Annotated in this window: 26 protein-coding genes; 15 read left to right on the top strand and 11 right to left on the bottom strand. The window is 68.9% G+C overall.

Annotation, left to right across the window (positions count from 1 at the left end):
- Positions 1-100: 100 nt before the first annotated feature.
- Complete coding sequence (locus tag DMC18_RS13185) at positions 101-727, bottom strand: OmpA family protein (RefSeq protein WP_370444020.1); 627 nt, start codon at positions 725-727, stop codon at positions 101-103.
- A 235-nt stretch (positions 728-962) separates the two neighbouring features.
- Here DMC18_RS13185 and DMC18_RS13180 point away from each other — a divergent pair, with 235 nt between their 5' ends.
- Positions 963-1,898 (top strand): isopenicillin N synthase family oxygenase, encoded by a 936-nt coding sequence (locus tag DMC18_RS13180; RefSeq protein ID WP_110119871.1) that lies wholly within the window; start codon positions 963-965, stop codon positions 1,896-1,898.
- A gap of 90 nt (positions 1,899-1,988) precedes the next feature.
- Here the strand turns inward: DMC18_RS13180 and DMC18_RS13175 are convergent, their stop codons facing one another.
- The gene (locus tag DMC18_RS13175; protein ID WP_110119870.1) at positions 1,989-3,863 is read right to left on the bottom strand and encodes a TadE/TadG family type IV pilus assembly protein; all 1,875 of its coding nucleotides are present in this window, start codon (positions 3,861-3,863) and stop codon (positions 1,989-1,991) included.
- 76 nt (positions 3,864-3,939) lie between these two features.
- On the bottom strand, positions 3,940-4,851 hold the full coding sequence (locus DMC18_RS13170) for a LysR family transcriptional regulator (protein WP_110119869.1): 912 nt from the start codon (positions 4,849-4,851) through the stop codon (positions 3,940-3,942).
- Positions 4,852-4,986: 135 nt separating this feature from the next.
- Here DMC18_RS13170 and DMC18_RS13165 point away from each other — a divergent pair, with 135 nt between their 5' ends.
- The gene (locus DMC18_RS13165; protein ID WP_110119868.1) at positions 4,987-5,982 is read left to right on the top strand and encodes an aldo/keto reductase; all 996 of its coding nucleotides are present in this window, start codon (positions 4,987-4,989) and stop codon (positions 5,980-5,982) included.
- Positions 5,983-6,056: 74 nt separating this feature from the next.
- The gene (locus DMC18_RS13160) at positions 6,057-7,412 is read left to right on the top strand and encodes a metallophosphoesterase (protein WP_110119867.1); all 1,356 of its coding nucleotides are present in this window, start codon (positions 6,057-6,059) and stop codon (positions 7,410-7,412) included.
- A 166-nt stretch (positions 7,413-7,578) separates the two neighbouring features.
- Here DMC18_RS13160 and glmS read toward each other — a convergent pair whose 3' ends face one another.
- Complete coding sequence (glmS, locus tag DMC18_RS13155; protein WP_110119866.1) at positions 7,579-9,399, bottom strand: glutamine--fructose-6-phosphate transaminase (isomerizing); 1,821 nt, start codon at positions 9,397-9,399, stop codon at positions 7,579-7,581.
- Between the two features lie 194 nt (positions 9,400-9,593).
- On the opposite strand from glmS, the gene glmM reads away from it, so the two are divergent.
- Positions 9,594-10,940: a phosphoglucosamine mutase gene (glmM, locus tag DMC18_RS13150; protein ID WP_110119865.1), complete on the top strand. Its 1,347-nt coding sequence runs from the start codon at positions 9,594-9,596 to the stop codon at positions 10,938-10,940.
- A gap of 6 nt (positions 10,941-10,946) precedes the next feature.
- Here glmM and DMC18_RS13145 read toward each other — a convergent pair whose 3' ends face one another.
- Complete coding sequence (locus tag DMC18_RS13145; protein WP_110119864.1) at positions 10,947-12,659, bottom strand: hypothetical protein; 1,713 nt, start codon at positions 12,657-12,659, stop codon at positions 10,947-10,949.
- Positions 12,660-12,901: 242 nt separating this feature from the next.
- Here DMC18_RS13145 and DMC18_RS26040 point away from each other — a divergent pair, with 242 nt between their 5' ends.
- Entirely contained in the window at positions 12,902-13,054 is a 153-nt protein-coding gene (locus tag DMC18_RS26040; protein WP_158285907.1) for a hypothetical protein, read from the top strand.
- A gap of 4 nt (positions 13,055-13,058) precedes the next feature.
- On the opposite strand, the gene DMC18_RS13140 is transcribed toward DMC18_RS26040, so the two are convergent.
- Positions 13,059-14,093, bottom strand: coding sequence for a LacI family DNA-binding transcriptional regulator (locus DMC18_RS13140; RefSeq protein ID WP_110132997.1), 1,035 nt, complete (start codon positions 14,091-14,093; stop codon positions 13,059-13,061).
- Positions 14,094-14,183: 90 nt separating this feature from the next.
- Between DMC18_RS13140 and DMC18_RS13135 the strand changes: the two genes are divergently transcribed.
- Complete coding sequence (locus DMC18_RS13135) at positions 14,184-15,320, top strand: acyltransferase (RefSeq protein WP_110119862.1); 1,137 nt, start codon at positions 14,184-14,186, stop codon at positions 15,318-15,320.
- Positions 15,321-15,483: 163 nt separating this feature from the next.
- Here the strand turns inward: DMC18_RS13135 and DMC18_RS13130 are convergent, their stop codons facing one another.
- From DMC18_RS13130 to DMC18_RS13120, 3 genes are read right to left on the bottom strand one after another with little or no spacing between them, the layout of a single operon-like run.
- Positions 15,484-16,230, bottom strand: a complete 747-nt coding sequence (locus tag DMC18_RS13130; protein WP_110119861.1) for a DUF6065 family protein — start codon at positions 16,228-16,230, stop codon at positions 15,484-15,486.
- Between the two features lie 41 nt (positions 16,231-16,271).
- Entirely contained in the window at positions 16,272-18,233 is a 1,962-nt protein-coding gene (locus tag DMC18_RS13125) for a monovalent cation:proton antiporter-2 (CPA2) family protein (protein WP_110119860.1), read from the bottom strand.
- Positions 18,234-18,236: 3 nt separating this feature from the next.
- Positions 18,237-18,830 (bottom strand): NAD(P)H-dependent oxidoreductase, encoded by a 594-nt coding sequence (locus tag DMC18_RS13120; protein WP_199228449.1) that lies wholly within the window; start codon positions 18,828-18,830, stop codon positions 18,237-18,239.
- Between the two features lie 108 nt (positions 18,831-18,938).
- On the opposite strand from DMC18_RS13120, the gene DMC18_RS13115 reads away from it, so the two are divergent.
- The 8 genes from DMC18_RS13115 (at position 18,939) to DMC18_RS13080 (ending at position 25,260) form a co-directional block, all read left to right on the top strand.
- Positions 18,939-19,664 (top strand): CoA transferase subunit A, encoded by a 726-nt coding sequence (locus DMC18_RS13115; RefSeq protein ID WP_110119858.1) that lies wholly within the window; start codon positions 18,939-18,941, stop codon positions 19,662-19,664.
- Positions 19,664-20,305 carry a 3-oxoacid CoA-transferase subunit B gene (locus DMC18_RS13110; RefSeq protein WP_110119857.1) on the top strand — a complete coding sequence of 214 codons (642 nt, stop codon included), beginning with the start codon at positions 19,664-19,666 and terminating at the stop codon, positions 20,303-20,305. Before DMC18_RS13115 ends, DMC18_RS13110 begins: the two co-directional genes overlap by 1 nt.
- A 255-nt stretch (positions 20,306-20,560) precedes the next feature.
- Positions 20,561-21,061, top strand: coding sequence for a DinB family protein (locus DMC18_RS13105; RefSeq protein ID WP_110119856.1), 501 nt, complete (start codon positions 20,561-20,563; stop codon positions 21,059-21,061).
- Between the two features lie 64 nt (positions 21,062-21,125).
- Positions 21,126-21,596, top strand: a complete 471-nt coding sequence (locus tag DMC18_RS13100) for an SRPBCC domain-containing protein (RefSeq protein WP_110119855.1) — start codon at positions 21,126-21,128, stop codon at positions 21,594-21,596.
- The gene (locus tag DMC18_RS13095) at positions 21,593-22,054 is read left to right on the top strand and encodes an iron-sulfur cluster assembly scaffold protein (protein ID WP_110119854.1); all 462 of its coding nucleotides are present in this window, start codon (positions 21,593-21,595) and stop codon (positions 22,052-22,054) included. Before DMC18_RS13100 ends, DMC18_RS13095 begins: the two co-directional genes overlap by 4 nt.
- A gap of 55 nt (positions 22,055-22,109) precedes the next feature.
- Positions 22,110-22,364, top strand: coding sequence for a membrane protein insertion efficiency factor YidD (yidD, locus tag DMC18_RS13090; RefSeq protein WP_110119853.1), 255 nt, complete (start codon positions 22,110-22,112; stop codon positions 22,362-22,364).
- Positions 22,361-24,337 carry a threonine--tRNA ligase gene (gene thrS / locus DMC18_RS13085; RefSeq protein WP_110119852.1) on the top strand — a complete coding sequence of 659 codons (1,977 nt, stop codon included), beginning with the start codon at positions 22,361-22,363 and terminating at the stop codon, positions 24,335-24,337. The genes yidD and thrS overlap by 4 nt, the downstream gene beginning before the upstream one ends.
- The gene (locus DMC18_RS13080) at positions 24,337-25,260 is read left to right on the top strand and encodes a glycosyltransferase family 2 protein (RefSeq protein ID WP_110119851.1); all 924 of its coding nucleotides are present in this window, start codon (positions 24,337-24,339) and stop codon (positions 25,258-25,260) included. Before thrS ends, DMC18_RS13080 begins: the two co-directional genes overlap by 1 nt.
- Here DMC18_RS13080 and DMC18_RS13075 read toward each other — a convergent pair.
- Positions 25,173-25,595, bottom strand: coding sequence for a hypothetical protein (locus tag DMC18_RS13075; protein WP_146218066.1), 423 nt, complete (start codon positions 25,593-25,595; stop codon positions 25,173-25,175). The two genes, DMC18_RS13080 and DMC18_RS13075, sit on opposite strands and share 88 nt — an antisense overlap.
- Here DMC18_RS13075 and DMC18_RS13070 point away from each other — a divergent pair.
- On the top strand, positions 25,510-26,034 hold the full coding sequence (locus DMC18_RS13070) for a class I SAM-dependent methyltransferase (RefSeq protein ID WP_110132995.1): 525 nt from the start codon (positions 25,510-25,512) through the stop codon (positions 26,032-26,034). The two genes, DMC18_RS13075 and DMC18_RS13070, sit on opposite strands and share 86 nt — an antisense overlap.
- Positions 26,035-26,216: 182 nt before the next feature.
- Here the strand turns inward: DMC18_RS13070 and DMC18_RS13065 are convergent.
- Positions 26,217-26,647 (bottom strand): DUF4166 domain-containing protein (locus DMC18_RS13065; protein WP_146218065.1); only part of this gene is annotated, 431 nt, incomplete at its 5' end.

The raw sequence follows: 26,647 nt of genomic DNA, 5'->3' as shown, positions 1-26,647 counted from the left end.
ATCGCCCGTCCAACATGGACGCGCGGCGCGGCAACCTTCGGTCGAGGCGGCCCGCGGTCAAGCTCATTGCGACGCCTGACCGCGTCCGCCTTTGGGCCGCCTACTGGGTCAGCGGACGCAGGATGATCTCGACACGGCGGTTCTGGGCGCGGCCCTCGGCGGTGTCGTTGGTGGCGATCGGCTGGCGCTCGCCCTGGCCGGCCACGAAGACGCGGTCGGGCAGCACGCGGCCGGGGCCGGTCAGATAGCCGGCCACCGAACCGGCGCGGCGCTCCGACAGCGCCTGATTGTAGTCGTCGGGGCCGCTGCTGTCGGCGTGGCCGACCACGTCGATCGTGGTCTGGGGATAGGCGTTCAGGGTGCGGGCCACGTCGTCGAGCACGCGGGTGAACTGCGGCTGCACGTCCGACTTGTCGACGGCGAAGGTCACGTCGCTGGGCATGACCAGCACGATCTGGTCGCCGTTGCGGCGGATGGCGACGCCCGAGCCTTCAAGGCTGCGGCGGAAGTCGGCCTGCTGGCGGTCCATGTAGTTGCCGACGGCGCCGCCGGCCAGGGCGCCGATGCCCGCGCCGATCAGGGCGTTCTTGCGGCCCTGCTCGCCCTTGTTGGTGTTGGTCAGATAGCCCAGCAGCGCGCCGCCCGCGGCGCCGGCCAGGGCGCCCGTGCCGGTGTTGTTGCGCACCGGCATGCCCGTGTACGGGTCGGTGGTGGTGCAGGCCGTCATGGCGCCGGCGCCGATCAGGAGGGCGCCCAAGGTTGCCGCGCGAGAAAGGGCGGTGGCGCGGAAGGCGGTCTTGTTGGTCATCTGCCGTCTATCCCGTGAAGTGTTCGATCAGCGGGTGAAACGCACCCGTTATGGTCAAGTTCCGACAAACGACATGAGCGCGGGATGAACGGCCTTCGTTCCGCCGCCTCTTGGGTGTAGTAAGGCCCGTCTTACTAATCTTCGAAGGCCAACCGTGTCCGCATCCGCCATCGAGCCCGTCTCGTTCACCCTCTACAGCAAGGACTTCGACCGCTTCTCCAAGGAGCTGGGCGCCTCGTTCGAGCGCTATGGCTTCGCGGTGCTCTCGGAATACGACCTGCCGCAGGACCGCATCGACGCGGCGGTGGACGACGCCAAGGCCTTCTTCGCTCTGCCGGTCGACACCAAGAAGCAGTACGCCGGGGTCAAGGGCGGCGCGCGCGGCTACATCCCGTTCGGGGTCGAGACCGCCAAGGGCGCCACGCACCACGACCTGAAGGAATTCTGGCACATGGGCCGCGACCTGCCGCCCGGCCACCGCTTCCGCGCCACCATGGCCGACAACGTCTGGCCGGCCGAGATCCCGGCCTTCAAGCATGACGTCAGCTGGCTCTACAACGCGCTCGACAGCATGGGCGGCAAGGTGCTGGAGGCGATCGCCACCTACCTGAAGCTCGACCGCGACTTCTTCAAGCCGACCGTCGAGAACGGCAATTCGGTGCTGCGCCTGCTGCACTATCCGCCGATCCCGCAGGACGCCACCGGCGTGCGCGCCGGCGCCCACGGCGACATCAACACCATCACCCTGCTGCTCGGCGCTGAAGAAGGCGGCCTGGAGCTGCTCGACCGCAACGGCGACTGGCTGCCGATCAACCCGCCGCCGGGCTGCATCGTCGTCAATATCGGCGACATGCTCGAGCGCCTGACCAACCACGTCCTGCCCTCGACCGTCCACCGCGTGCAGAACCCGCCGCCCGAGCGCCGGAGCGTGCCGCGCTACTCGACGCCGTTCTTCCTGCACTTCGCGTCGGACTACGAGATCAAGACCCTGCCCAACACCGTCACCGCGGAGAACCCGGACCGTTATCCGGAGTCGATCACCGCCGACGAGTTCCTCCAGCAGCGCCTGCGCGAGATCAAGCTGGCCTGATCGGGCCGGCGAGGTCTCCGAACGACGAAAGCCCCGTCCTCGCGGACGGGGCCTTTTTCATGCGCGCTTCGCGGGAGGCGGCCGGCGTCGCTATTGGGCGATCCGCAGCGCCGATATCTGCTGGGAGATGGCCTTGAAGGCGGTCTTCAGCTCGGTGGCGTTGGCCGGGAAGTAGGCGTAGTCGCTGCTGGTGGCGCAGGCGCTGAGCATCGACTTGGCGGTGGCGTCGCTGCCGACGTCGAAGCCCACCGTGTAGATGATGACGTTCTTGGCCTTCATCTTGGTGCACAGCGTCTGGGCCTGGGTGAAGGCGTCGCCGTTGGTGGCCGCGCAGTTGATGTGGTCGGCCGTGCCGCCCGAGCCGGAGCCGGCGTCCTTGGCGATCACGCCCTTGCAGTAGTTGGTGTTGAAGGCGCCGTCGGTCATCAGCACCACCACCTTCATCAGGTCCTCGGCGCCGTAGGCGGCCGGCTTCTGCGAGGTGTTGGGCCACAGGTACGAGAAGTTCGGCGAGACCATGTACCAGCCCCAGGCCAGGCCGATCTGGCCGGCCGTCGAGCCGCCCACCGCCAGGGCGTTGATCTGGGCCTTCAGGGCCGTCTTGTCGGTGCTCAGCGGGGTGATGACGCTGGTCGGGCAGGGGTTGGTCGAGCTGGCCCCATAGGAGGTCGAGGCCGGGTAGTTGCGGCCGACCAGCGAGGTGCTGGGCGCGTCGTCGGTATAGGCGTAGGTCCCCGTGCGCTCGGTGGCGCAGGTGCTGATCGGGAAGCTCTCGCTGGTGCTGCTGGCGCTGGTGAAGTTGAAGAAGGCGCAGCTGATGTCCGAGCGCGAGGTGCTGTAGCACGAGCCCGTGCCGCCGGTTCCGGCTGTGGTGTACGAGGTGCCGACGATGTTGGTGTCGAAGGTCGTCGTGGTCTTGTAGGTGATCGTCGGCGTCTTGCTGTTCAGCGCGGTCATGCCGCTGATGCCGCTCAGCAGCACCTGGTCGCCGGTCTGGAAGTTGTGCGTCGCGGCCGTGGTGATCACCACCGAGCAGGTCGAGGTCAGGCATTTGTAGATCGTGCCCGCCGAACCGGCGCTGGTGATGCTGCTGCTGGGCGTGACCTTGAAGGTGGTCGTCGACGGCACGCTGGTTACGGCCAGGATCTTGGCGTTCAGATAGCTGGAGCCGGTGCCGGTGATGTAGACGTAGTCGCCCACCGCCAGGCCGTGCGTGGCCGAGGTGGTGATCGTCGTCGGCGAGCCCTTGGTGTAGGCCGAGATGGTTTTGGTGGCGCTGTACCAGGCCGCGCTGCTCAGCGTGCTGGACGGAATGGCCCCGCGCACGTTGTCGGCGTAGGTGCTGACATTGACGCCGATCGAGTACGGCACGATCGCGGCCTTGGAATAGTAGGGCGTCTGCACGTCCTGCACGACGGTGTCGATCAGGTCGGCGGCGGCGGTCTTCAGGGCGCCGATGCGGCTGGTGCCGTCCATCGAGCCGGTGATGTCGAGCACCAGGGCCACTTCCAGGTTCTTCGACGAGCGCACGACGTAGGACTTGGCGCTGGTCACCAGGGGCTGGTTGTTGTTGATCAGGCCCAGGATGATCGGCGAGATCGAGATCGAGGCTTCGCCGATGACCTCCTTCTTGGAGTCGACGTAGAACTTCGACGTGGCCGTTGTGGAGCCGAGTTCGGCCTTGAGGGCCGCGCTGCCGGTCGCCGTCAGGGTGCTCTCGTCGGTGGCGGTGGTGCGCGCGGCGATCAGGGTGGCGGCGTCCAGGGCGTCCTGCAGGCGGCGGCGCTCCAGGCTCATCCGGCTGACGTCGACCACGCCGAACACCAGGATCGACAGCGGCAGGATGCTGAGAGCCACCCAGACGGCGATGGCGCCCCGGGTGTTCGAACCGAAGCCGCGCAGGCGCGTGGCGACACGGGCGAACGCCCCGCCCAGGCGGGCGGCGAAGCGGCTGTGGACGGTCATCGGCGGAGTGCCCCTCGTTCTATCGCCGGGCAGCATGACAGCCGACGGTGAACAGGCGGCAAACGCCGGAGAAGATTCAGTTTCCCGCCGGGCTCCCCGTTCTGCGGGCCCGCAGGAAGTCGACGAAGGCCCGCAGCGGGGCGGGCATGTGCCGCCGGCTGGGGTAGTAGAGGAAGGGTCCGTCGAAGGGCGGGTTCCAGTCCTCCAGCACCGGAACCAGCCGGCCGGCGGCCACCGCCGGGGCCAGCAGGCCCTCGAAGCTCATCACCAGGCCAAGCCCCTCCTCGGCGGCGCGGATCTCCAGTTCCGACGACGAGGTGACCAGGGGTCCCTCCGGCGAGACGCGAATGATCTCGCCGTCCTTCTCGAATTCCGGAACGATCATCGCCCCGCTGGGAAAGCGGTGGCGGATGCAGGGCATGGCCAGGAGATCGCGCGGGTGCAGGGGAACGCCGTGGCGGGCCAGGAAGTCCGGCGAGGCCGCGGCCTGATAGCGTTCGGGACCCGACAGCGGCACGGCGATCATGTCCTTCTCCAGCCGCTCGCCGTAGCGCACGCCGGCGTCGGCCCCGGCCGCCAGCACGTCGACGAAGCTGTCCTCGACGATGATTTCCAGCGTAATGCCGGGATTGGCGCGCAGGAACGGGCCGATCAGTTCACCGAGGGACAGCTTGGCGGCCGCGCCCGGCACGTTCAGCTTCAGGACGCCGGTCGGGCTGTCGCGGAACTGGTTCACCGCGTCGAGGGCGCCGGCCACCTCGGCCAGAGCGGGCGAGAGGCGCTCAAGAAGGCGCTCGCCGGCCTCGGTGGCGGTGACGCTGCGGGTGGTGCGGTTGAGCAGGCGCACGCCCAGCGCCGCCTCCAGCCGCCGCACCGCCTCGCTCAGCGACGAGGCCGACACCCCTCGGCCCACGGCGGCTCCCCGGAAGCTGCGGGCCCGCGCCACGGCGGCGAAGGCGTCGAGATCGGCGAGGTCGGGGCTGGCCATTGTGCGAATTTCCGAACGGCTCGTGCATGAGTGAGCGGATTATCGCACAGGTCGCGCGACGGCATAGTCGCCTCGTCAAACACCGCGGCGCTCGGGTCTCCTCAACCGAGCCCGCCCCGCACGAAGGAGATCGCCATGCGCACCCTCAAGCTCGGAACCACCGGTCCCGCCGTCTCGGCCCTCGGCCTCGGCTGCATGGGCATGTCGGATCTCTACGGCCCCGCCGACCGGGCCGAGAGCATCGCCACCATCCACGCCGCCCTGGAGGCCGGGATCACCCTGCTCGACACCGGCGACTTCTACGGCATGGGCCACAACGAGATGCTGATCGCCGAGGCCCTCAAGGGCCAGGACCGCGACAAGGCCGTGATCAGCGTCAAGTTCGGCGCCCTGCGCGGCCCCGACGGCGCCTTCCTCGGCTATGACAGCCGGCCCAAGGCGGTGAAGAACTTCCTGACCTATTCGCTGCGCCGGCTGCAGGTCGATCACATCGACGTCTACCGGCCCTCGCGCCTGGATCCCGACGTGCCGATCGAGGACACCATCGGCGCCCTCGTCGAGCTGCGCGACGCCGGCTACATCCGCCACATCGGCCTGTCGGAGGTGGGCGCCGACACCATCCGCCGCGCCGCCGCCGTCGCCCCGATCAGCGACCTGCAGATCGAGTATTCGCTGCTGTCGCGCGGCATCGAGGAGGCCATCCTGCCCACGACCCGCGAACTGGGCGTCTCGATCACCGCCTATGGCGTGCTGTCGCGCGGCCTGATCAGCGGCCACTGGGACAAGACCGCCCAGCCCGCCGCCCGCGACTTCCGCGCCCATTCCCCGCGCTTCCAGGGCGAGAACCTCGACCGCAACCTGGCCCTGGTCGAGACCCTGCGCGGCGTGGCGCAGGAGAAAGGCGTCAGCGTCGCCCAGATCGCCATCGCCTGGGTCGCCTCGCGCGGCGACGACATCGTCCCCCTGGTCGGCGCCCGCCGCCGCGACCGCCTGTCCGAGGCCCTGGGCGCGCTGGACGTCGTGCTGACCGCCGAGGATCTCGCCGCCATCGAGGCGGCCGTGCCCAAGGGCGCGGCGGCCGGCGAACGCTACGCCCCGGCGATGATGGCCCACCTCGACAGCGAACGCTGACCCGCCAAAGCCTGGTTGGCGCCCTGCCTGGAGCGGTCTAGGCAGGGCGCCGACAAGCATGGGGCGAGGCGAGCATGACCGGGTTCAATCGGCGGACGGTGTTGGGCGGTGCGACCGCGAGCCTGGCGCTGTCGCTCGCCCCCGCCGCTCTGGCCGCCACCGGCAAGGCCAGGGTGCTGATGCTGTCGGACCTGCACTCGGCCTACGGCATCATGCCGGCCCTGCTGGAGGCCATGCGCCGCATCGTCCGCTGTGACGCCACGCCCAGCCTGATCCTGCTGAACGGCGACCTCTTCGAGGCCGGCAACGTCGTGGCCAGGCGCAGCGACGGCGAGCTCGACTGGGCGTTCCTGGAAGCCGTCTCCAGGCTGGCCCCCACCGTCATCAACATCGGCAACCACGACGCCGACCTGGTCGAAGACATCGCCGCCGCCGCCGACCGCGCCCGGGCCCTGGGCATCACCGTGGTCAGCAACATCGTCGACAAGCGCACCGGCCGGCCGATCGCCTCCTCGCGCGCCACGCTCGACCTCGGTTTCCCGGTGCATCTGGTTGGCTGGGCCACCAATTCGATCGACACCTATCCCAAGGCCATCCGGCCCGACCTGTCGATCCCGGCGCCGACGCCGTGGGCGCAGGCCAACCTGCCCTCCGCCCCGCCCGAAGACGGCCTGCTGGTGGTGATGAGCCACGCCGGCCTGCCCGCCGACCGGCCGCTGCTGTCCTCGCTGCCCGACCGCACCCTGTTCCTGGGCGGCCACAACCACCTGACCGTCGAGCACGCGCAGGGGTCTAGCCGCTACGTCCACACCGGCGCCTGGGGCCAGCCCCTGACGCTCGCCACGATCGACCGCGCCCGCAGGGCCGACCCGATCCGCATCTCCCGCGTCGTGGTCGATCCCAACGGTCCGGCCGATGCGGTCCTGAAGCGTCACGTCAAGGAGGTGCTCGCCGCCCGCCTGCAGCCCGAGGAGCGGGCGGCGGTCGCCCGCGTGCCCAAGGCCCTGTCGCTGGGCGACACCGGCCGCAAGGTCGCCGGCCTGATGGCCAGGGCCGCCGGCGCCGACGTCGGCTTTATGGGCCACACGACCATGGGCATGGGCCTTCCGGCCGGCGAGCTGACCCGCTACGCCTACGACTCCGTGGTCCGCTTCGACGGCGTGATCATGAAGGCGGAAATCGACGCGGCGACCCTGGCCGACATCCTGTCGCGCACCGACCAGGATCGCGGCTTCCCGTTCGACAGGCTGACCGGCGACTTCGCCTACGCCAGCGGCCCCACCCGCCCCGACAAGACCCATCTGACCATCGTCACCACCGACTGGTGCGCCGGCCGCCAGAAGGAATATTTCGGCCGCGAGGACCTGGTGTTCAGCAAGACCGACCTGAAGGTGAAGCCGTCGATCCTGGCCGGGCTGGCCCGAAGCTGATCCCTCTCCCCTTGCGGGAGAAAGTGGCCTCCGAAGGAGGTCGGGTGAGGGGTCTCTCAAAAGCAAGACGCCGCGAAAGCTGATCAGCTTTCGCGGCGTTCCTGTCCGTGCGACCCCTCATCCGTCGGCTTTCGCCGACACCTTCTCCCGCAAGGGGAGAAGGGGGTCACTCCACCGTCACCGACTTGGCCAGGTTGCGCGGTTGGTCGACGTCGGCGCCCTTGATGACGGCGACGTGGTAGGCCAGCAGCTGGATCGGGGCCGACATCACCAGGGTCGAGACCAGCGGGTCGCTGGCCGGGGCGGTGACCACCACCTTGGCGCCGGCCGGGGCGTGCTTCACGCCTTCGGTGTCGGTGATGAAGATCACCTGGCCGCCGCGCGCCATGACCTCGCTCATGTTCGACGCCGACTTTTCAAACCAGCTGTCGTGGGGCGCGAGGATGACGATCGGGGTCTTGTCGTCCACCAGGGCGATCGGGCCGTGCTTCAGCTCGCCGGCGGCGTAGCCCTCGGCGTGGATGTAGCTGATCTCCTTCAGCTTCAGCGCGCCTTCCAGGGCCAGGGCCGACATCGGACCGCGGCCCAGATAGAGCACGTCGCGGGCCTTGGCGACGTCGGCGGCGATCTCCTTGATCGCGCCTTCCAGGTGGATGGCCTCGGCGATCAGGCGCGGGGCCTCCAGCAGCACCTTCACCAGGCGCTGTTCTTCCGCCGCGTCGATGGTCCCGCGCGCCTTGGCGGCGGCCACGGCGATGGCGGTCAGCACGCTGACCTGGGCGGTGAAGGCCTTGGTCGAGGCCACGCCGATCTCCGGACCGCAGTGGATCGGCCAGACCACGTCGACCTCGCGGGCCATGGTCGATTCCGTGGCATTGACGACCACGGCGCTCTTCATGCCCTTGGCCTTGCAGTAGCGCAGGGCCGCCAGGGTGTCGGCGGTCTCGCCCGACTGCGACATGGCCACGACCAGGGCGCCCGGCCGCAGGGCCGGCTGGCGGTAGCGGAATTCCGAGGCGATCTCGACGTCCACCGGCAGGTCGGCCAGCTGCTCGATCAGGTACTTGCCCACGACGCCGGCGATGTAGGAGGTGCCGCAGGCGACGATCTGGATGCGCTCCAGCTTGGCCCAGTCGACCTCGCCCGGGATGGCGGTCTTGCTGGTCAGGGCGTCCACATAGGCCGCGATGGTGCGCTGGCACCCCTCGGGCTGGTCGTGGATCTCCTTTTCCATGAAGTGGCGGTAGTTGCCCTTCTCCATCATCACGGCGCTGGCCGGCACCACGCGCACGGGGCGGGTCACCACCGCGCCCGAGGCGTCGAAGATCCGCGCGCTGTCGTGGTCGAGAGCCACGTAGTCGCCCTCGTCGAGATAGATCACCCGGTTGGTGAACGGGCCGACGGCCAGGGCGTCCGAGCCCAGGAACATCTCGCCCTGGCCCTCGCCGACCACCAGCGGGCTGCCGCGGCGGGCGCCCAGCACCAGGTTTTCGGCCCCCTCGATCAGCACGGCCAGGGCGTAGGCCCCGGTCAGCCGGTCGAGCGTGGCCTTGAAGGCGTCCAGCGGGGCAAGGCCCGTGGCCAGCTCGGCGTCGATCAGGTGGGCGATCACCTCGGTGTCGGTGTCGCTGGAGAAGGTGCGGCCGGCGGCGGCCAGCTCGGCCTTCAGCTCGGCGAAGTTCTCGATGATGCCGTTGTGCACCAGGGTGACGCGGCCGGCCGAATGCGGGTGGGCGTTCTTCAGGTTCGGCTCGCCGTGGGTGGCCCAGCGGGTGTGGCCGATGCCGGTGGTGGCGGTGAGAGGCTCGGCGGCCAGCACCTCCTCCAGGGCCTTGATCTTGCCCTTGGCCCGGCGGCGCTCGACCCCAGTTCCGACGACGCCCGCTATGCCGGCCGAGTCGTAGCCCCGGTATTCGAGCCGCTTGAGGCTCTCGACCAGACGCTCGGCGACGGAGGCCTTACCGACGATGCCGATGATGCCGCACATGGGACATGATCCTTTGTAGAACGCGCCGGGAGGATTATTGCTACCCGTACGGGATATTTCGAGCGCGGCCTTTAGCACTCGCGCAGGGACCGGCGACGTAAATCTGCATTTCGGATCGTTTCGCGGTCCAGACTCCGCCCCGGCGAGGCTCTATATGGGCCGCGCAAGTTCACTTAAGCGACATGAAGACCCCCATGAGCAAGCGCGCCTATTTCGGCACCGACGGCATCCGCGGCCAGGCCAACAAGCACCCGATGACCGCCGAAGTCGCCCTGCGCGTCGGCCTGGCGGCCGGCAAGCTGTTCCGCTCGCAGGACGACCGCCGCCACCTGGTGGTGATCGGCAAGGACACCCGCCTGTCGGGCTACATGATCGAGCCGGCCCTGGTCGCCGGCTTCACCAGCGTCGGCATGGACGTGCGGCTGTTCGGCCCGCTGCCCACCCCGGCCGTGGCCATGATGACCCGCTCGATGCGCGCCGACCTGGGCGTGATGATCTCGGCCTCGCACAACAATTTCGCCGACAACGGCATCAAGCTGTTCGGCCCCGACGGCTACAAGCTGTCGGACGAGCAGGAGCTGAAGATCGAGGCCCTGATGGGCGAGGGGCTGCAGGAAGGCCTCGCCGCCCCGCGCGACCTTGGCCGCGTCAAGCGCATCGACGACGCCCAGGCCCGCTATGTCGAGATCGTCAAGGCGACCTTCCCGCGTCACCTCTCCCTGTCGGGCCTGCGCATCGTCGTCGATTGCGCCAACGGCGCGGCCTACAAGGTCGCCCCGACCGCCCTCTACGAGCTGGGCGCCGAGGTCATCAGCCTGGGCGTCGATCCGGACGGCACCAACATCAACGAGGAATGCGGCTCGACCCATCCCGACGCGATGGCCAAGCTGGTGCGCGAGTACCGCGCCGACATCGGCATCGCGCTGGACGGCGACGCCGACCGCCTGGTGATCTGCGACGAGAAGGGCCTGATCGTCGATGGCGACCAGATCATGGCCATCATCGCCGGGGCCTTCGCCCGGGCCGGCAAGCTGAAGGCCGGCGGCGTCGTGGCCACCGTGATGTCGAACCTCGGCCTGGAGCGCTCGCTCAAGGGCCTGGGCCTGACGCTGGAGCGCACCGCCGTGGGCGACCGCTACGTCATGGCCCGCATGCGCGAGGGCGGCTTCAATGTCGGCGGCGAGCAGTCGGGCCACCTGATCCTGTCGGACTTCTCGACCACGGGCGATGGCCTGATCGCCGCCCTGCAGGTGCTGGCGGTGATGATCGAGACCGGCAAGCCGATGAGCGCCCTGGCCCGTCAGTTCGAGCCGGTGCCGCAGCTGCTGGAAAACGTCCGCTTCGCTGGCGGCAAGCCGCTGGAGGCCAAGACCGTGAAGGAAGCCATCGCCGACGGCGAGGCCGCCCTCAACGGCAATGGCCGCATCGTCGTGCGCGCCTCGGGCACCGAGCCGCTGATCCGCATCATGGCCGAGGGCGACGACCCGGCCCTGGTGCGCAAGGTGGTCGGCGACATCGCCTCGGCGGTGAAGGCCGTCTGACGCCCTTCAAGTCTTGGCGAGGCGTTCGGGCGTGACGGCGTAGCGGCCGACCAGGCCCAGGGCCTCGCCCACCGCCTCGTGCTCGGCGCCCAGCAGCTTGGTCAGCTCCTGGATGGCCGGGGTCACCCCGGCCGTCAGCACGTCCCTCAGGCTGTCGGCCTTGATCGGGTCGGGCGAGCGGCCGTGCAGCATGGCGGTCTTGATCCGCTCGGCCTCCTCCAGGCCGCCCTTGACCAGCCCGCCCAGGATCGCGTCCTCGAACAGCTCGAACGGCGGGCAGGTCAGGCACGGCCAGGGGCCGGGCAGCTTGATCTTGTCGATCTCGGCATAGGGAAAGCGCAGCTCGTCGAGCAGGTCGAACAGCGACTGGGTGATCCAGCAGGGGCCGTAGGTCCGCACGATCCAGCGCCGCAGCACCCCGCCCAGCTCCAGGGCCGTCAGGCGCGGGGCGTACTCCTGGAACCCGGGGGTCTGGAAGTGGCTGACGAAGGTCGTGAAATAGAGGCAGCGGGTGGTGTAGCCCGGCGGGCTGAGCCAGCTGGCCAGGTTGATGTAGTAGCGGCTGATCTTGGCCCAGTTGTCGCCGTTCTCGGCCTTGATGTCCCCGATGTTGACGTCGAACCAGTGGTGCCAGGTCGAGTCCGTCGCCACCCGGCCCACCCCGGCCCGGTGGCCGTCATAGACGCTGATCATCGGAAAGCGCGACCGGGCCGGCTGGGGTCCCTTGGAGAAGACGTAGGGCGGCGAGCCCAGGGTTGCGCCGTAGGCGATCACCGTCGGCTCGGGCTTGGGGCCGCCGTTCAGGGCGTCCGGATATTCCGCCTCCTTGCCCTCGCCGAAGTCGTAGGCGGCGTCGAGATCGATCGTGCCGGTGTCGTGGCACAGGCCCTCGTGGGCGTGGTCGGGCATGACGTCGATCGGCCCGAGGGTCGGGTGGCAGAGCACCGGATGGGGCCGCACCTTCTCGAGGAAGACGCTGATCCGCCGGCGCTGCCAGGGCTCCCAGTCGATCGGCTGCGGGGTCAGGTCGCCCTGGTGGGGACCGTTGCCCAGCGCCAGGGGGCCGCCCGGCCAGCCCGGCTCGTAGGCGGGCGAGGGCGGGCGCAGGGTGTCGATGCGGTCGGGCGTGTCGATCGGCGGCACGCCGTCGGCGTTGGTCCAGCGCCGCATCGAGCGGATGCGCGGCATGCGCCAGCACATCGAGGCGCCCAGATAGTCATGGTCGCCGGTGGCGAACAGGCCGCCCTTCTTGGTCTTCATCCACTTGGCCAGATAGGCCAGCTCGGTGTCGGTCGAGGCGGTAGGGTGAGCCTCGATGGGCGCGTCCGAATTGCCGCCGCTGTTGTTCGGCGCGAAGCCGAAGCACCAGATCTGCTCGTAGCGGTCGATGACCTTGGCGGCGCCGTCCTGCATGTCGAACCGGAAGTTGACGTACTTGGCGGCGTAGGGGTCGGCCGGGACGACGACCGCCGGCGTTCCCGCGCCCCGCAGGGCGATGTCGATGCGGAACCTCATGCAGCCGACCTTGGAGGCGCGGATCAGCTCGATGACCGAACCGACGCCGAAGCCCTCGCCGGGCACGGTGGCGATGTTGAAGTCGACCACCACCAGGATGTCGACGATGGTGTTGAGCGCCAGGACCGGCTTGAGCGCCTCGGTCAGCGGGCCGACGAACGCGCGATTGATGCGGGCGGAAGCAAGGAAATCAGAGAACGCCACAGCAACCTCCGATTGATTTATGTTCCAATGCTATCTATGCGCCCATATCGATCGTCGGTAAACCCAGGGCTGTCGGTCGGGGGTGATTTTTGGTGTGGATGCACTAATCTTGGCGGAAAAGCGGCGAAAATTCGCCCGAAAGGCGATGGCCAAGGTTGTGTTTCGTCAGTTTCGTGACATCGTCGAGTCCGTGGTTAACGGCGCGAGCCCCCACAGCGCCGGGCCACGGGAGGATGTTCCAGGTGTTCCACACGCAGGATACGCGGCCCGTCGCCGCGCCCGGACTTTTGCACAGCCGCGACTTCCGCCGCGCCCTGTTCTTCGGCGGCGTGCTCAGCAGCGCCTTCTGGCTGGCCACGGCCTGGCTGGCGGGACGGCTGTTCCTGAACCTCTGACCGTCTAGTCCGAGGCCCGCCCGACCAGGGCGTAGTCTTCGAGGACGTCCGCCGGCTCGTCCGTGCGCCGCCGCAAGGCGTCCAGCAGCAGGTCCAGCGCGCGGGCGGTCATCCGGTCGATCGGCTGGCGCACCGTGGTCAGCGGCGGCCACACGCGAGTGGCCAGCAAGGTGTCGTCGAACCCGGTGACGGCCAGATCGCGCGGCAGCGACAGGCCGCGGCGGTGGGCGACCCACAGCGCGGCGGCCGCCATGTCGTCATTGGCCGCGACGATGGCGTCCGGCAGTTCGGCCAGGGCCAGCAGCCGTTCGGCGGCGGCCAGCCCCGACTCGAAGGTGAAGCGCCCCTCGATCACCCTGTCTTCCGCCAAGTCCAGCCCGTGCGCTTCCAGCGCCTCGCGACAGCCCAGCAGGCGCTCGACGCTGTCGGAATGGTCCTGCGGCCCGGCGATGATCGCGATCCGCCTGCGTCCCCGGGCGATCAGCCGCTCGGTCATGGCGCGCGAGGCGGCGCGGTTGTCGATCCGGACGGTGAACATGTCGGGCAGGGGCGCGGCCGTGGCGATCGACGCCGCCGCCAGGCCCAGGGCCCGGAACGCGGCCGAACCGCTCAGCACCGTGTCGAACGGCGGCAACAGCAGTAGGGCGTCGGCTCCCGATCTCTGCAGGGCGCGGGCGGCGTCCAGCGCCTCGCCCGCCGAGGCGGCCTTGCGGGCCATCAGCTGCAGGCCCCGCTCGGCGCTGGCCACGGCCGCGGCCGCCAGCACCGCGTCGATGAACATGCTGTCGACGCCGGCGTAGAGCAGGCCGATCCTGGCCGGGGTCGCGCCGACCAGCCGCCGCGCGGCCGAGTTGGGCACGTAGCCCAGGGCGTTGATGGCCGCCAGCACGCGCTCGCGGGTCTCGCGGCTGAACTTGCCGGTGTCGTTGAAGACGTTCGACACCGTCATGGCCGAGACGCCGGCGTGGGCGGCCACCTCCTTGATCGTGACCTTGCCGCCCTCGCGGGGGCGTCTTGGAGAAGAGGCGGGCCGTCGCATGACCGTCCGAACACCGTTCGAAAGAGGGTTGTGGTTTAACGATAAACCCAACAACCCTGCGACGCGACTCTCCAGAAGCGAAGCTTGTTCATGACGTCATCCGCCGCCGTTCCTCAGATCAAGACCAAGAGCCACTACGTCATCCTCGACGGCCTGCGGGGCGTGGCCTCGCTGATGGTGGTCGTCTTCCACCTGTTCGAGGCCTATTCCGGCGGCGTCCCGCAGAAGCAGATCATCAATCACGGCTACCTGGCGGTGGACTTCTTCTTCCTGCTGTCGGGCTTCGTGATCGCCTACGCCTATGACGACCGCTGGGAAGGCGGCATGGGGCAGTGGGACTTCTGGAAGCGCCGCCTGGTGCGTCTCCAGCCGATGATCATCATCGGCGGCCTGGTCGGCGCCAGCCTGCTGGCCTTCCAGCACTGGTCGATCTTTCCCAAGCTCGGGACCGCGACGACCTGGCAGGTGATCGGCGTCCTGCTGCTGGGCTTCCTGATGATTCCCCTGCGGCCGTCGGCCGAGATCCGCGGCTGGGGCGAGATCTATCCGCTGAACGGCCCGCAATGGTCGCTGTTCTACGAGTACATCGCCAATTTCCTCTACGCCGTCGGCCTGCGGAAGCTTTCGAACCGCTGGCTGGGCGGCCTGGTCGCCGTGTCGGCCATCGCGCTGGTCTGGCTGCTGGTGCGGGGCCCGCGCGGCGACGTGATCGGCGGCTGGGCGCTGGACGCCAATGGCGTCCAGATCGGGCTTACGCGGGTGATGTTCCCGTTCTTCGCCGGCGTGCTGCTGATGCGCCTGGGCAAGCGGATCAAGGTCGGCCACGGCTTCTGGGTGTGCAGCCTGCTGCTGATCGCCGCCTTCTCCCTGCCGCGCTTCGGCGGGACCGACCGGCTGTGGCTGAACGGTCTCTACGAGGCCGCCTGCATCATCCTGCTGTTCCCGCTGATCGTCGCCATCGGCGCCGGCGAGAAGGACGCCAAGGGCCCCAGCGTCCGGATCGCCCGCTTCTTCGGCGACCTGTCCTACCCGCTCTACATCACTCACTATCCGCTGATCTACATCTACACCGGCTGGGTGATCGACCGGAAAATCCCCGCCGCCCAGGGCGCGCTGGTCGGGGTCGCGGTGTTCGTGGCGGCGGTGGCGATCGCCTGGGCCGCCCTCAAGCTCGTCGACGAGCCGGTGCGGCGCTGGCTGGCGGGACGGGTGCTGGCGCGCGGCTAGCGGGGCCGCTTCCCCAAACGCCCGTCATTCCCTCCCCCTTGATGGGGGAGGGGCAGGGGTGGGGGAGGTGCGGCGTCAGACGTCGCGCCGTCGCCAATTCAGCAGGTCACCCCCATCCCCGACCCTTCCCCCATCGAGGGGGAAGGGGGAGAACCGCAACGCCTCAGAACCCGATCTTCGGGGCCTTCAGGCGGCGCTTGTTGACGTGGCCCTTCGGCGCGGGGGCCTCGATCTCCTCGGGCAGTTCGCCCTTGAAGTAGAAGCGCTGCCAGGCCTCCTTGGTGGCGGCCGGGTCGCGGGCGGCGATGCGGGCGTTGAACTCGCCGCGCTTCTCGGCCCAGACGTCGTACTGCTTGCGGATGTCGGGGTTGGCGTTCATGTGCCGGATCACCGGCTGCACGTTCTCCAGCGGCTTGTCCTGGATCATGGTGATGAAGCAGAACGGCTCGCCCTTGGCGAACTTCACCGTGCCGGGGCGGGTGAAGATCCAGTTCATCGTGAAGGGGAAGGGCAGCCAGTCGGTCTCGACCAGGCCGGCCAGCGGCTGGATGCCGTCCTTGATGTGGTTGGGCGGCCCCATGGTCCAGATCAGCCAGTCCGGCGGCGTGCGGAACAGATAGCCGGTGTGGAAGGTGATCGTCCCGCGCGAGAAGTGCGATTTGACGAAATCGTCGAAGCCCGGGTGCGGGTGGTCCGACTTGAAGGTGATGTCGTTCTGGTGGATCCCGCCGTTCCAGGTGGCCTCGAACCCGACCGGGCACAGGATCTCCCAGCCGGTGGTGTTGGCCATGGTCAGCGGCAGGCAGCGATAGGGATGGCGGTCGGCGAAGTGGTCCATCCAGGCCCGCTGCGGACGCCCAGGCACGATCTCCGGCGGCCGGCTCTCGGTGGGATAGCACTCCAGATACATGCCGCTTCTTTCCCGTTGTTATTGACGACCTTCGTCCTGCCTTAGCCCTTCGGCGGCGCTCCCGTCCAGCCGTCCGCGTCGGCCGGTTCCACCGGCTCGCCGTCGCGACCCTGGCGCTGGGCCAGCTTGCGCAGCTCCTCGTCGCGGGCGGCCGTGTCCCAGGCTCCGCCCATCTCGCCCGGACGCATCCTGGCCAGGTCGGCGGCCAGCAGGCGGTCCATGGTCTGGGCCGCGTCGCGCGAGGCCAGGATGTAGGCCTCTTCCTGGCCCCACATGGGCTTCAGGTCCTCGAAGGTCTTGCGGTCGTGGCGGCGGAAGAAGGACGTGGCCCGGAAGGCCTTGTGGGCGCGGAAGCCCAGCTTCTGCAGGGCCGTCGAGCCCAGGGCCAGGGCCGCCTCGAAGGTCTCGCGCTCGACCGCGTCGGCGCCGTTGGCCAAGAGGTCGTAGGCGTGGCGGCGGTCCCAGGCGCGGGCCAGGATGATCAGGTGCGGGAAGGCGTTGCGGGCCGTCTCGACCAGCTCGGCGGTCTTCTCGCGATCGTCGAGCGCGACGATCAGCATCCGCGCGTGCTCGGCCCCGGCGGCGCGCAGCAGGTCAAGGCGCGTGGCGTCGCCATAGTGCACCCGTCGGCCAAAGCGCCGCAGCAGCTCGATCTGCTCGATGTCGCTGTCCAGAACCGTCGACTTGAAGCCGTTGGCTTGCAGCAGGCGGCCGGTGATCTGACCGAACCGGCCGAAGCCGGCGATGATGATGTCCGGCTCGCCCTCGTCGAAATTGGGGGCCTCGGGCTCGACGTCGGGGATCGAGGCGTTGATCAGTTCGGCGATGCGTTCGTAGAGGATCATGGCCACAGGGGTGAGGGCCATCGAGACGGCGACGGCGGCGGTCAGCAGGGCCGCCAGGTCCGCGCCGATGACGCCGGCCCCGACCGTGAAGCTCAGCAGCACGAAGGCGAACTCGCCGCCCTGGGCCAGGGCCGTGGCCACGGCCGCCGCCCCGCGTCCGGGCGCGCCGGCGAGACGCGCGATGCCGAACATGACCAGGAACTTCAGCACCATCAGGCCCAGCACCAGAGCGATCAGGGTCAGGGGCTGGCGGGCGATCAGCATCAGGTCGATGCCGGCGCCGACGGTGATGAAGAAGAGGCCCAGCAAGAGGCCGCGGAACGGCTCGATGTCGGTCTCCAGCTCGCGGCGGAATTCGCTCTCGGCCAGCACCACCCCGGCCAGGAAGGCCCCGAGGGCGGGCGACAGGCCGACGGCCTGCATCAGGCCCGCCACGCCGACCACGATCAACAGGGCCGCGGCGGTGAAGATCTCGCGCAGGCGGGCCTCGGCGATGAAGCGGAAGATCGGCCGCACGACATAGCGACCGCCGCCGACGACCGCGCCCACCGCGCCCAGCACGGCCAGGCCCTGGGCCCAGGCGGGCAGGTGCGAGATCAGGCTGGCGCCGTGGCCGCCGGCGTCCGCGCCGTGCGCCTCGGGCGCGACGGTGGCCAAGAGCGGCAGCAGGGCGAACATCGGGATCACCGCCAGGTCCTGCAGCAGCAGCACCCCGAAGGCCGCGCGGCCCACCGGGCCTTGCCTCAGACCTTTCTCGTCGAGGGTCTGCAGCACGATGGCGGTCGACGACATGGCCAGCACCAGGCCCACGGCCAGGGCCGTCTGCCAGGGCAGGCCCAGCAGATAGCCGATGGCGGCCACGGCCAGTGAGGTGCCCACCACCTGGGCGCCGCCCAGGCCGAAGATCGTCTTGCGCATCTCCCACAGGGTGGAGGGGCGCACCTCCAGGCCGATCAGGAACAGCAGGATCACCACGCCGAACTCGGCGAAGCGCATGACGTCGCCCTGCTCGCCGACCAGCGACAGCATGGCCGGGCCGATCAGCACCCCGGCGATCAGGTAGCCCAGCACCGAGCCGAGGCCCAGCCGCTTGGCGATCGGCACCGAGATGACGGCGGCGCCCAGATAGACGAGGGTCTGCTTCAGGAACGGTTCCATGGCTTACGCTCCCTCGGCCGCGTGGTCGGCGGTCAGCAGGGCCGACAGCCGCGCCTGGTAGCGCAGGGCCTCGGCCTTCAGCTGCTCGTCGTCCTTCATCGCCGCCCCGTGCACCACGAACGGCGTCTCCCAGACCATGCCGCACAGATAGGCCGTCTGCTCCAGCGGGCGCAGGAATTCGTCCAGGGTGAAGCGGTTGTAGCCCTTGGCGTGATAGGCCTGGGCCGCCCCGCCGGTGGTGCAGGCCACGAACAGGCGCTTTCCGGCCAAGGCGTCGCCGCCCAGGCCGTAGGCGAAGCCGTGCAGCCACACCAGGTCCAGCCACTCCTTCATCAGGGCCGGCGGCGAGTACCAGAACAGCGGGAACTGCAAGGCGATGATGTCGTGCTGGAGCAGCTTCTGCTGCTCGGTCTCGATGTCGATCGCGAAGTCCGGATAGGTCTCGTACAGGTCGTGGAAAGTGACGCCGGAAAGGGCCTTGGCCGCCTTGGCCAGGGCGCGATTGGCGCGCGAGCGTTCAAGCGCCGGGTGCGCCAGGGTCAGCAGGGCGCCGGCGGTGGCGGGCGTCACGAGCGCGGTGTTAGGCTCGCCCGTCACGCGCGCTCACCGATCGAAGTCGCGTGGCGGGAAAATTTATTCATCAAGGCTTGAATTTCTCCGGCCGGCGCTTCAGAGCAGTCGGCGAACGTCGCTCCGGGAGGAACCATGGTCGACAAGGTGAAGTCCGACGCCGCTGAAGCGTTGGCGGGTCTGCTGTTCGACGGCATGACCATCATGGCGGGGGGCTTTGGTCTCTGCGGCATTCCCGAAAACCTGATCGCGGCGATCCGCGAAACGGGGGTCAAGGACCTCACGGTCATCTCCAACAACTGCGGGGTCGACGGATTCGGCCTGGGCATCCTGCTGGAGAACCGTCAGATCAAGAAGATGGTCTCGTCCTATGTGGGCGAGAACAAGCTGTTCGAACAGCTATACCTGAGTGGAGAACTGCAATTGGAGTTCAACCCGCAGGGCACGCTGGCCGAACGCATCCGCGCCGGCGGCGCGGGCATCCCCGCCTTCTTCACGCGCACCGGCTACGGCACCCTGGTGGCCGAGGGCAAGGAGACCCGCGAGTTCGACGGCGAGATGTACGTGATGGAGCGCGGCCTGGTGGCCGACCTGTCGATCGTCAAGGCCTGGAAGGCCGACGCCGAGGGCAACCTCGTCTACCGAAAGACGGCCCGCAACTTCAATCCGATGATGGCCACGGCCGGTAAGGCCACCGTCGTCGAGGTCGAGGAACTGGTCGAGATCGGCGCGCTCGACAAGGACAACATCCACACCCCCGGCATCTTCGTCGACCGCATCATCGCGGGCGCCAAGTTCGAGAAGCGCATCGAGCGCGTCACCACCCGCCCCCGCGAAGAAAAGACGAAGGAACAAGCGTAATGGCCTGGACCCGCGACGAGATGGCGGCCCGCGCCGCCAAGGAGCTGCGCGACGGCTTCTACGTGAACCTGGGCATCGGCATCCCGACCCTGGTGGCCAACTACATCCCCGAGGGCATGCACGTGACGCTGCAAAGCGAGAACGGCATGCTGGGCATGGGTCCCTTCCCCTATGAGGGCGAGGAAGACGCCGACCTGATCAACGCCGGCAAGCAGACGATCACCGAGCTGGACAGCAGCTCCTATTTCTCGTCGGCCGACAGCTTCGCCATGATCCGCGGCGGCCATATCGCCCTGTCGATCCTGGGCGGCATGCAGGTCTCCGAGACCGGGGACCTCGCCAACTGGATGGTGCCCGGCAAGATGGTCAAGGGCATGGGCGGGGCCATGGACCTGGTGGCCGGCGTCAAGCGGGTGGTCGTGGTCATGGACCACTGCGAGAAGTCCGGCGCGCCCAAGCTGCTCAAGGCCTGCTCCCTGCCGCTGACCGGCGCCGGCGTGGTTGATCTGCTGATCACCGAACTGGGCGTCTTCGAGATCAACCGCGGCAAGACCCCGGTGAAGCTGATCGAACTGGCCCCGGGCGTGAGCGTCGACGAGGTCCAGGCCAAGACCGAGGCGGCGTTCGAGGTGGCGATCTAGTTCGGCTGTTTCCATCCCTTTTGGGACCTCTCCCTTCCCGTTGGCGGATGGGGGAAGGGTCGGGGATGGGGGTGACCTGCTGAGCCGGCGGCCGTGCGCGGCTTCAGCCGCCGCATCACCCCCACCCCTGCCCCTCCCCCATCAAGGGGGAGGGGAACTGCGATGGCGAATTGCTCCGCGCCTTGCACCGTCCGCCAAGCTGCGCCATCTGCGCAGCGGGCGGCCCGCAACCCGCCCGCGTTCGGAGCCGACCCCATGCGCGACTACTTCATCCTGATGGCCGGCTACAACGCCTGGGCCAACGCCCGCCTGCACGCCGCCTGCGAGGCCCTGCCGCCCGGCGGGTTCACCGCCCCGCGCGGCGGTTTCTTCGGCTCGATCGCCGGGACCCTGAACCACCTGCTGGTCACCGACCGCATCTGGACCGCGCGCCTCTCCGCAACCCCGCTGCCGTCCTACGGCCTCGACACCCTGCTGTTCGAAGACCTCGCGTCCCTGCGCGCCGCCCGCGACGCCGAGGACGCCGGCCTCATCGCCTATGTCGCCGGCCTCACCGACGAGGCCTGCGCGGCCCAGTTCCGCTGGGTGCGCAAGGCCGACGGGGTCGAGGTGGTCGGTCCGCTGTGGAAGACCCTGGCCCACCTCTTCAACCACCAGACCCATCACCGCGGCCAGGCCCACGACCTGCTGAGCCAGGCCGGGCTCGCCCCGCCGTCGCTGGACCTGCCGGTCTATCAGCGCGAGGCGGGGGTCTGAGGGGAAGAAAAAGGGGGCGGTTGACGTCTGTAGCTCCACCCCCCGGATGTGCTAGATCGCTGCCATGAAACGCGCCGTCGAGCACCGCATCGGGGTCCAGGCCCCCGCCGAGATCGTCTGGGAAGTCGTGTCCGACTTCGACAGCTGGCACCAGTGGAACCCGCTCTACGTCAAGGCCGCCGGCCAGCTGAAGATCGGCACGGCCCTGACGCTGGAAGAGGCGATCGGCGATCGTCCGGTCAAGGTGATCCAGCCGATCGTCCAGGACTGGGTGCCCTACGAGCAGCTGCACTGGCGTTCGCAGCGCCTGGGCGGCTTCGTCACGGCGATCCGCTACATCGAGGTCGAGAACATGGGGCCGACCAACGCCACCTTCTCGAACGGCGAGCTGTTCATGGGCCTGCTGGTCAAGTGGATCGGCAAGGACGAGCGCAAGGCGCTGAAGACGGCCTTCACGGCCATGGGCGAGGCGGTGCGCGACCGGGCCGAGGCCCTCTGGCGCGAGCGTGGCGCGGTCCCATCTGAAGTCGGATGATCGACGATCTCTACAGCGCCCGCATCCTGACGCTCGTGGCCAACATGCCGCGGGCCGGGCGGCTGGCCGCGCCTGACGCCAGCGCCGAGAAGACGGCCAAGCTGTGCGGCAGCCGCATCGTCGTCGACGTGGTGGTCGAGAACGGCAGGGTCGCCGACTTCGCCCAGGAGGTTTCGGCCTGCGCCCTGGGCCAGGCCAGCGCCGCGGTGCTGGGCGCGCAGATCATCGGTACGGATCTTTCCGAACTTGAGTTGGCCCGCGACGCCCTGGCCGCTATGCTCAAGTCGAACGGCCCGCCCCCCGCGGGCCGCTTTGCGGAGCTCGCCGTGCTGGAGCCGGTCAAGGACTATCCCGCCCGTCACGCCTCGACGCTTCTGGCGTTCGAGGCCGCGGTCGAGGCTGTCCGGAAGGCCACAGCTTCCGCCCAAACGCGAACTAGCAGCGCCGGCGCCGCTTGATCGGAGCTTTTCGCGGGTGCGATAAGTCCCCGACTCCGTTCGCGAAAGCGCCGGCATGAGCCTTTATGACCGCACTGTCGACCTGGGCCTGCGCGCCTACAAGTTGACGCTTTCGCCTCTCATCGGGCGCCAGTGCCGCTTTATGCCGACCTGTTCGGAATATGCGGCCCAGGCGCTCAAGGATCACGGACCCGCCAAGGGGTCCTGGCTGGCGCTGCGACGGATCTGCCGATGCAATCCGTTCGGCGGCTCGGGGTACGACCCGCCGCCGCCGCCGCGCGAGCCGCGTAAATGGATGTGTGAAGAATGATCGATCTGGTTTTCCCCGACGGCTCCTCCCGTCAGTACCCCGATGGCGCGACGGGTCGCGACGTCGCGGCCGCCATCTCCAAGTCGCTCGAGAAGAAGGCCCTGCTGATCAAGCTGGACGGCCAGGTGCTCGACCTCGACCGCGCCCTGACGCCCGACCTGCTGGCCGGCGAGCGCAAGTTCGAGATCCTGACGCGCGACGCCCCCGAGGCCCTCGAGACCATCCGCCACGACACCGCCCACGTGCTGGCCGAGGCCGTGCAGGAGCTGTTCCCCGGCACCCAGGTGACGATCGGTCCGAACGTCGAGGACGGCTTCTATTACGACTTCGCCCGCGACGAGCCGTTCAGCCTGGATGACCTGGCGACGATCGAAAAGCGCATGAAGGAGATCGTCGACCGCGACGAGAAGATCACGCGCGAGGTCTGGGATCGCGACGAGGCGATCAAGCACTTCGACGAGATCGGCGAGCAGTACAAGGCCCAGATCATCCGTGACCTGCCGGGTACGGACACGATCACGGTCTATCGCCAGGGGAACTGGAAGGACCTCTGCCGCGGCCCCCACCTGCCGTCGACCAAGCATGTCGGCAAGGCCTTCAAGCTGACCAAGCTGGCCGGCGCCTACTGGCGTGGCGACCAGAACAACGCCCAGCTGCAGCGCATCTACGGCACGAGCTGGGCCTCGGAAGCCGATCTCGAGGCCTATCTGAAGCGTATCGAGGAGGCCGAGAAGCGCGATCACCGCAAGCTGGGCAAGGCGCTGGGTCTCTTCCACATGCAGGAAGAGGGCCGGGGCATGGTCTTCTGGCACCCCAAGGGCTGGAAGCTCTGGCAGACGCTGGAGGCCTATATGCGCCGCAGCCTCGACCGCGCCGGCTATATCGAGGTCAAGACGCCCCAGGTCCTGGACAAGACCTTCTGGGAAAACTCGGGCCACTGGGACAAGTACCGCGCCAACATGTTCGTCTGCGAGACGGTCGAAGGCGAGATCCTGTCCCTCAAGCCGATGAACTGCCCCGGCCACGTGCAGATCTGGAACGTCGGCCAGCGGTCGTACCGTGAACTGCCGATGCGCATGGCCGAGTTCGGCGCCTGCCACCGCTACGAGCCGTCGGGCGCCCTGCACGGCCTGATGCGGGTGCGCGCCTTCACCCAGGACGACGCCCACATCTTCTGCCGCGAGGACCAGATCGTCGAGGAGACCGAGCGCTTCATCCGCCTGACGCGGATGATCCACGCCGACCTCGGCATGACGACCAAGTACATCGCTCTGGCCACGCGTCCGGAGCTGCGCGCCGGTTCGGACGAGTTCTGGGACAAGGCCGAAGGCATGCTGGCCGAGGCCGCGCGCCTGGCCGGCGTCGAGCCGGTGATCGCCGAGGGCGACGGCGCCTTCTACGCGCCCAAGCTCGATTTCATCGTCCAGGACGCCATCGGGCGGGAGTGGACCTGCGGCACGCTGCAGCTTGATTATGTTTTGCCGGAACGTTTGGGCGCCGAATACGTTGCCGAGGATGGATCCAAGAAGCGGCCGGTGATGCTGCATCGCGCGATCCTGGGGTCGTTCGAGCGGTTCATCGGGATTCTTTTGGAAAACTACGCGGGCCACCTGCCGCTTTGGCTGGCGCCGACCCAGGTCGTCGTGGCCACGATCACGTCGGACGCGGACGACTATGCGCGCACCGTGGTCGAGCGGTTGATCGCTATGGGATTGCGCGCGGAAGTCGATCTTCGTAACGAGAAGATCAACTACAAGATTCGCGAGCATAGCCTCGGCAAGGTTCCGGTGATCGCAGTGGTCGGGCGTAAGGAAGCGGAGACGGGGCAGGTCGCCCTGCGTCGCCTCGGCGGCGAAGGGCAGCAGATCCTGTCGCTCGACGACGCGCTCGTCGTGCTCGGCCAGGAAGCCACCCCGCCCGACCTCGCGCGGGCCAAGGCGCCGCAAGACGTTCGAGAGCCTGCGCAGGTCTGATGAACAGCATTCTCCCGTCCTTTACGGTCCTCGCCGCAGGCGCACGTCCCGCCAAGCCTTTGGTTTCGGTGGTGATGGTCGTCTATTGGACGGGAGAAGCGCTGGTCGACAGCATCCGCCACGTGCTGGCCGAGCCGATGGTCGACGAGTTCGTCATCGTCGATAACGGCTCCTCGCCGTCGGACGCCGAGATGCTGCGGGCTCTGGGCCTGACGGAGCCGCGCATCCAGCTGGCCCAGGGCCACGGCAATGTCGGCTTCGCCCGGGGCGCCAATCTCGGCGCCTCGATCGCCCAGGGCGAATACCTGATCTTCGTCAATCCGGACGCCAACCTGCAGTCGGACTGCGTGCCGGCCATGGTCGCGGCCTTCCGCGACCAGCCTGTCCCCACCGTGGTCGGCGCCCGGGTCATGAACGTCGACGGCACCGAGCAGCGCGGCGGCCGCCGGGGCGAGGTGACGCCGGTCACCACCCTGATGAGCCTGTCGCAGCTCAGCCAGAAGGTGAAGCGCTTCGCCCGCTTCGAGATCCACCGCGAGCACGAGCCCCTGCCGGCCGAGCCCGCGCCCGTGCCGACCATCTCCGGCGCCTGCTTCGCCCTGCGTCGCCCCGACTTCCAGGCCCTGGCCGGCTTCGACGAGGGCTATTTCCTGCACGTCGAGGACATCGACCTGTGCTGGCGCGCCCGCCAGGCCGGCGGCCAGGTGCTGTTCCATCCGCAGGCCCGCGTCATCCACCTGGGCCACACCAGCCTGGAGCACCCGGTCAAGGTCGAGTTCCACAAGGGCGTGGGCCTGTCGCGCTACTTCATCAAGCGGGCCGACACCTGGCAGCGCTATGTCGTCGCCGTCATGCTGGCGCCGCTGATCCTGCTGCTGTCGATCTGCCGCCCGGCCCTCAATCCCCGTCTGCGTAAGTCATGAGGCGCCGCCTGATCGGCGTGCTGGACCGCCTGGGCCTGGCCGACGCCGCCTTCGCCATCTTCCAGCACCTGCAGGCCCTCAAGCCGGCGGCCGAGGACGTCGCCGTCGAGGACCTGCCCGTCCCGCCGGCCTATCTGCGGGTGATGACCGCCGGTCACGCCGACGCCGCGGCTTTCCTGGCCCAGGGGCGCACCGCCGCCGACCTGATCGAGGCCGTCGCCGCCCGCCACGACCGGCCGCTCTCCGAGCATCCCGACGTGCTGGACTTCGGCTGCGGCTGCGGGCGGGTGTCGCGCTATCTCGGCGCCGCGGGCCCGGCTGTCGGGCTGCGACATCAACGGCAAGCTGATCGACTGGGCCGCGGCGAACCTGCCCGGCCGCTTCGTGCTGTCGCGCCAGACGCCGCCCCTGCCCTACGAGGCGGCCGCCTTCGACCTCGTCTACGCCACCTCGGTCTTCACCCACATGACCGAAGAGCCGCTGAAGGCCTGGCTGGCCGAGCTGGCCCGGGTCGTGCGGCCCGGCGGGCTGGCCCTGCTGTCGTTCTTCGACGAAAAGATCCCGGCCGCCGCCGAGTTCGCCGACCGCCTGGCCGCCGACGGCTTCCTCATCCGCCAGCGCGGGGCCGAGGGCTCCAACCTGCTGTGCGGCTACATGACCGCCGAAGGCTTCGCCCGCCGCGCCGCTCCGGCCTGGCGCCTGGTCGAGACCATCCCGAGCGACGTCTCCGGCGTCGGCCAGGCCATGGCGGTGTTCCGGCGGATCGACGCCTAGGTCCTGATCGACATTCACCGGCCTGAGCTCATTTTTCACCGAGCCTCCCCGCGAAGGCGGGGATCCAAGCCGAGGTTGGAAACGATCCACGGTCGCGCCTCATCCTGAAATCCGGCTTGGGTCCCCGCCTTCGCGGGGATGCGCGGATTTGAAAGTCGCGAATAGCTGAATATCGATACGCCTTAATGCTCGCCGCCCAGCCGCCCGGCGTAGCCGAACACCACGCCCAACCATGGATGGGCCACCAGCACCCGGAAGCGATAGGTCCCGTCGCGGGCGAAGGTGTAGGCCCGCACGCGCGGACCCCAGGCGGCCGGCAGGGGCAGGGGGCCCAGCCGCCAGCTTTCGAAGATCCACGAAAAGCCCCCGCCACGCGCCGCCGCGTGGAAGCGGAAGGTCAGCGGACCGACCGTCTCCTCGAAGGCGAACGGATCGTCGGCCGCCGCGGCGATCCGCGAGCGGAAGGTCCGCGCGCCGAAACGCCGGCTCCAGATCTCGGCGCCGGCCTCAGGCGTGATGCTCACCGCCAGGGTGTGGGTCCCGGGCGCAGGCAGGCCTTGCAGCCGCCGGGCCAGGGTCGCCGGTCCGCGTCCGCCCCGGGCGCGCGCCCGGC

It is taken from the genome of Caulobacter sp. D5 (genome assembly GCF_003185805.1).
Classification (GTDB): domain Bacteria; phylum Pseudomonadota; class Alphaproteobacteria; order Caulobacterales; family Caulobacteraceae; genus Caulobacter.
The sequence above is the reverse complement of the archived record's forward strand: the minus strand, read 5'-3'. Positions and strand labels throughout refer to the sequence as shown.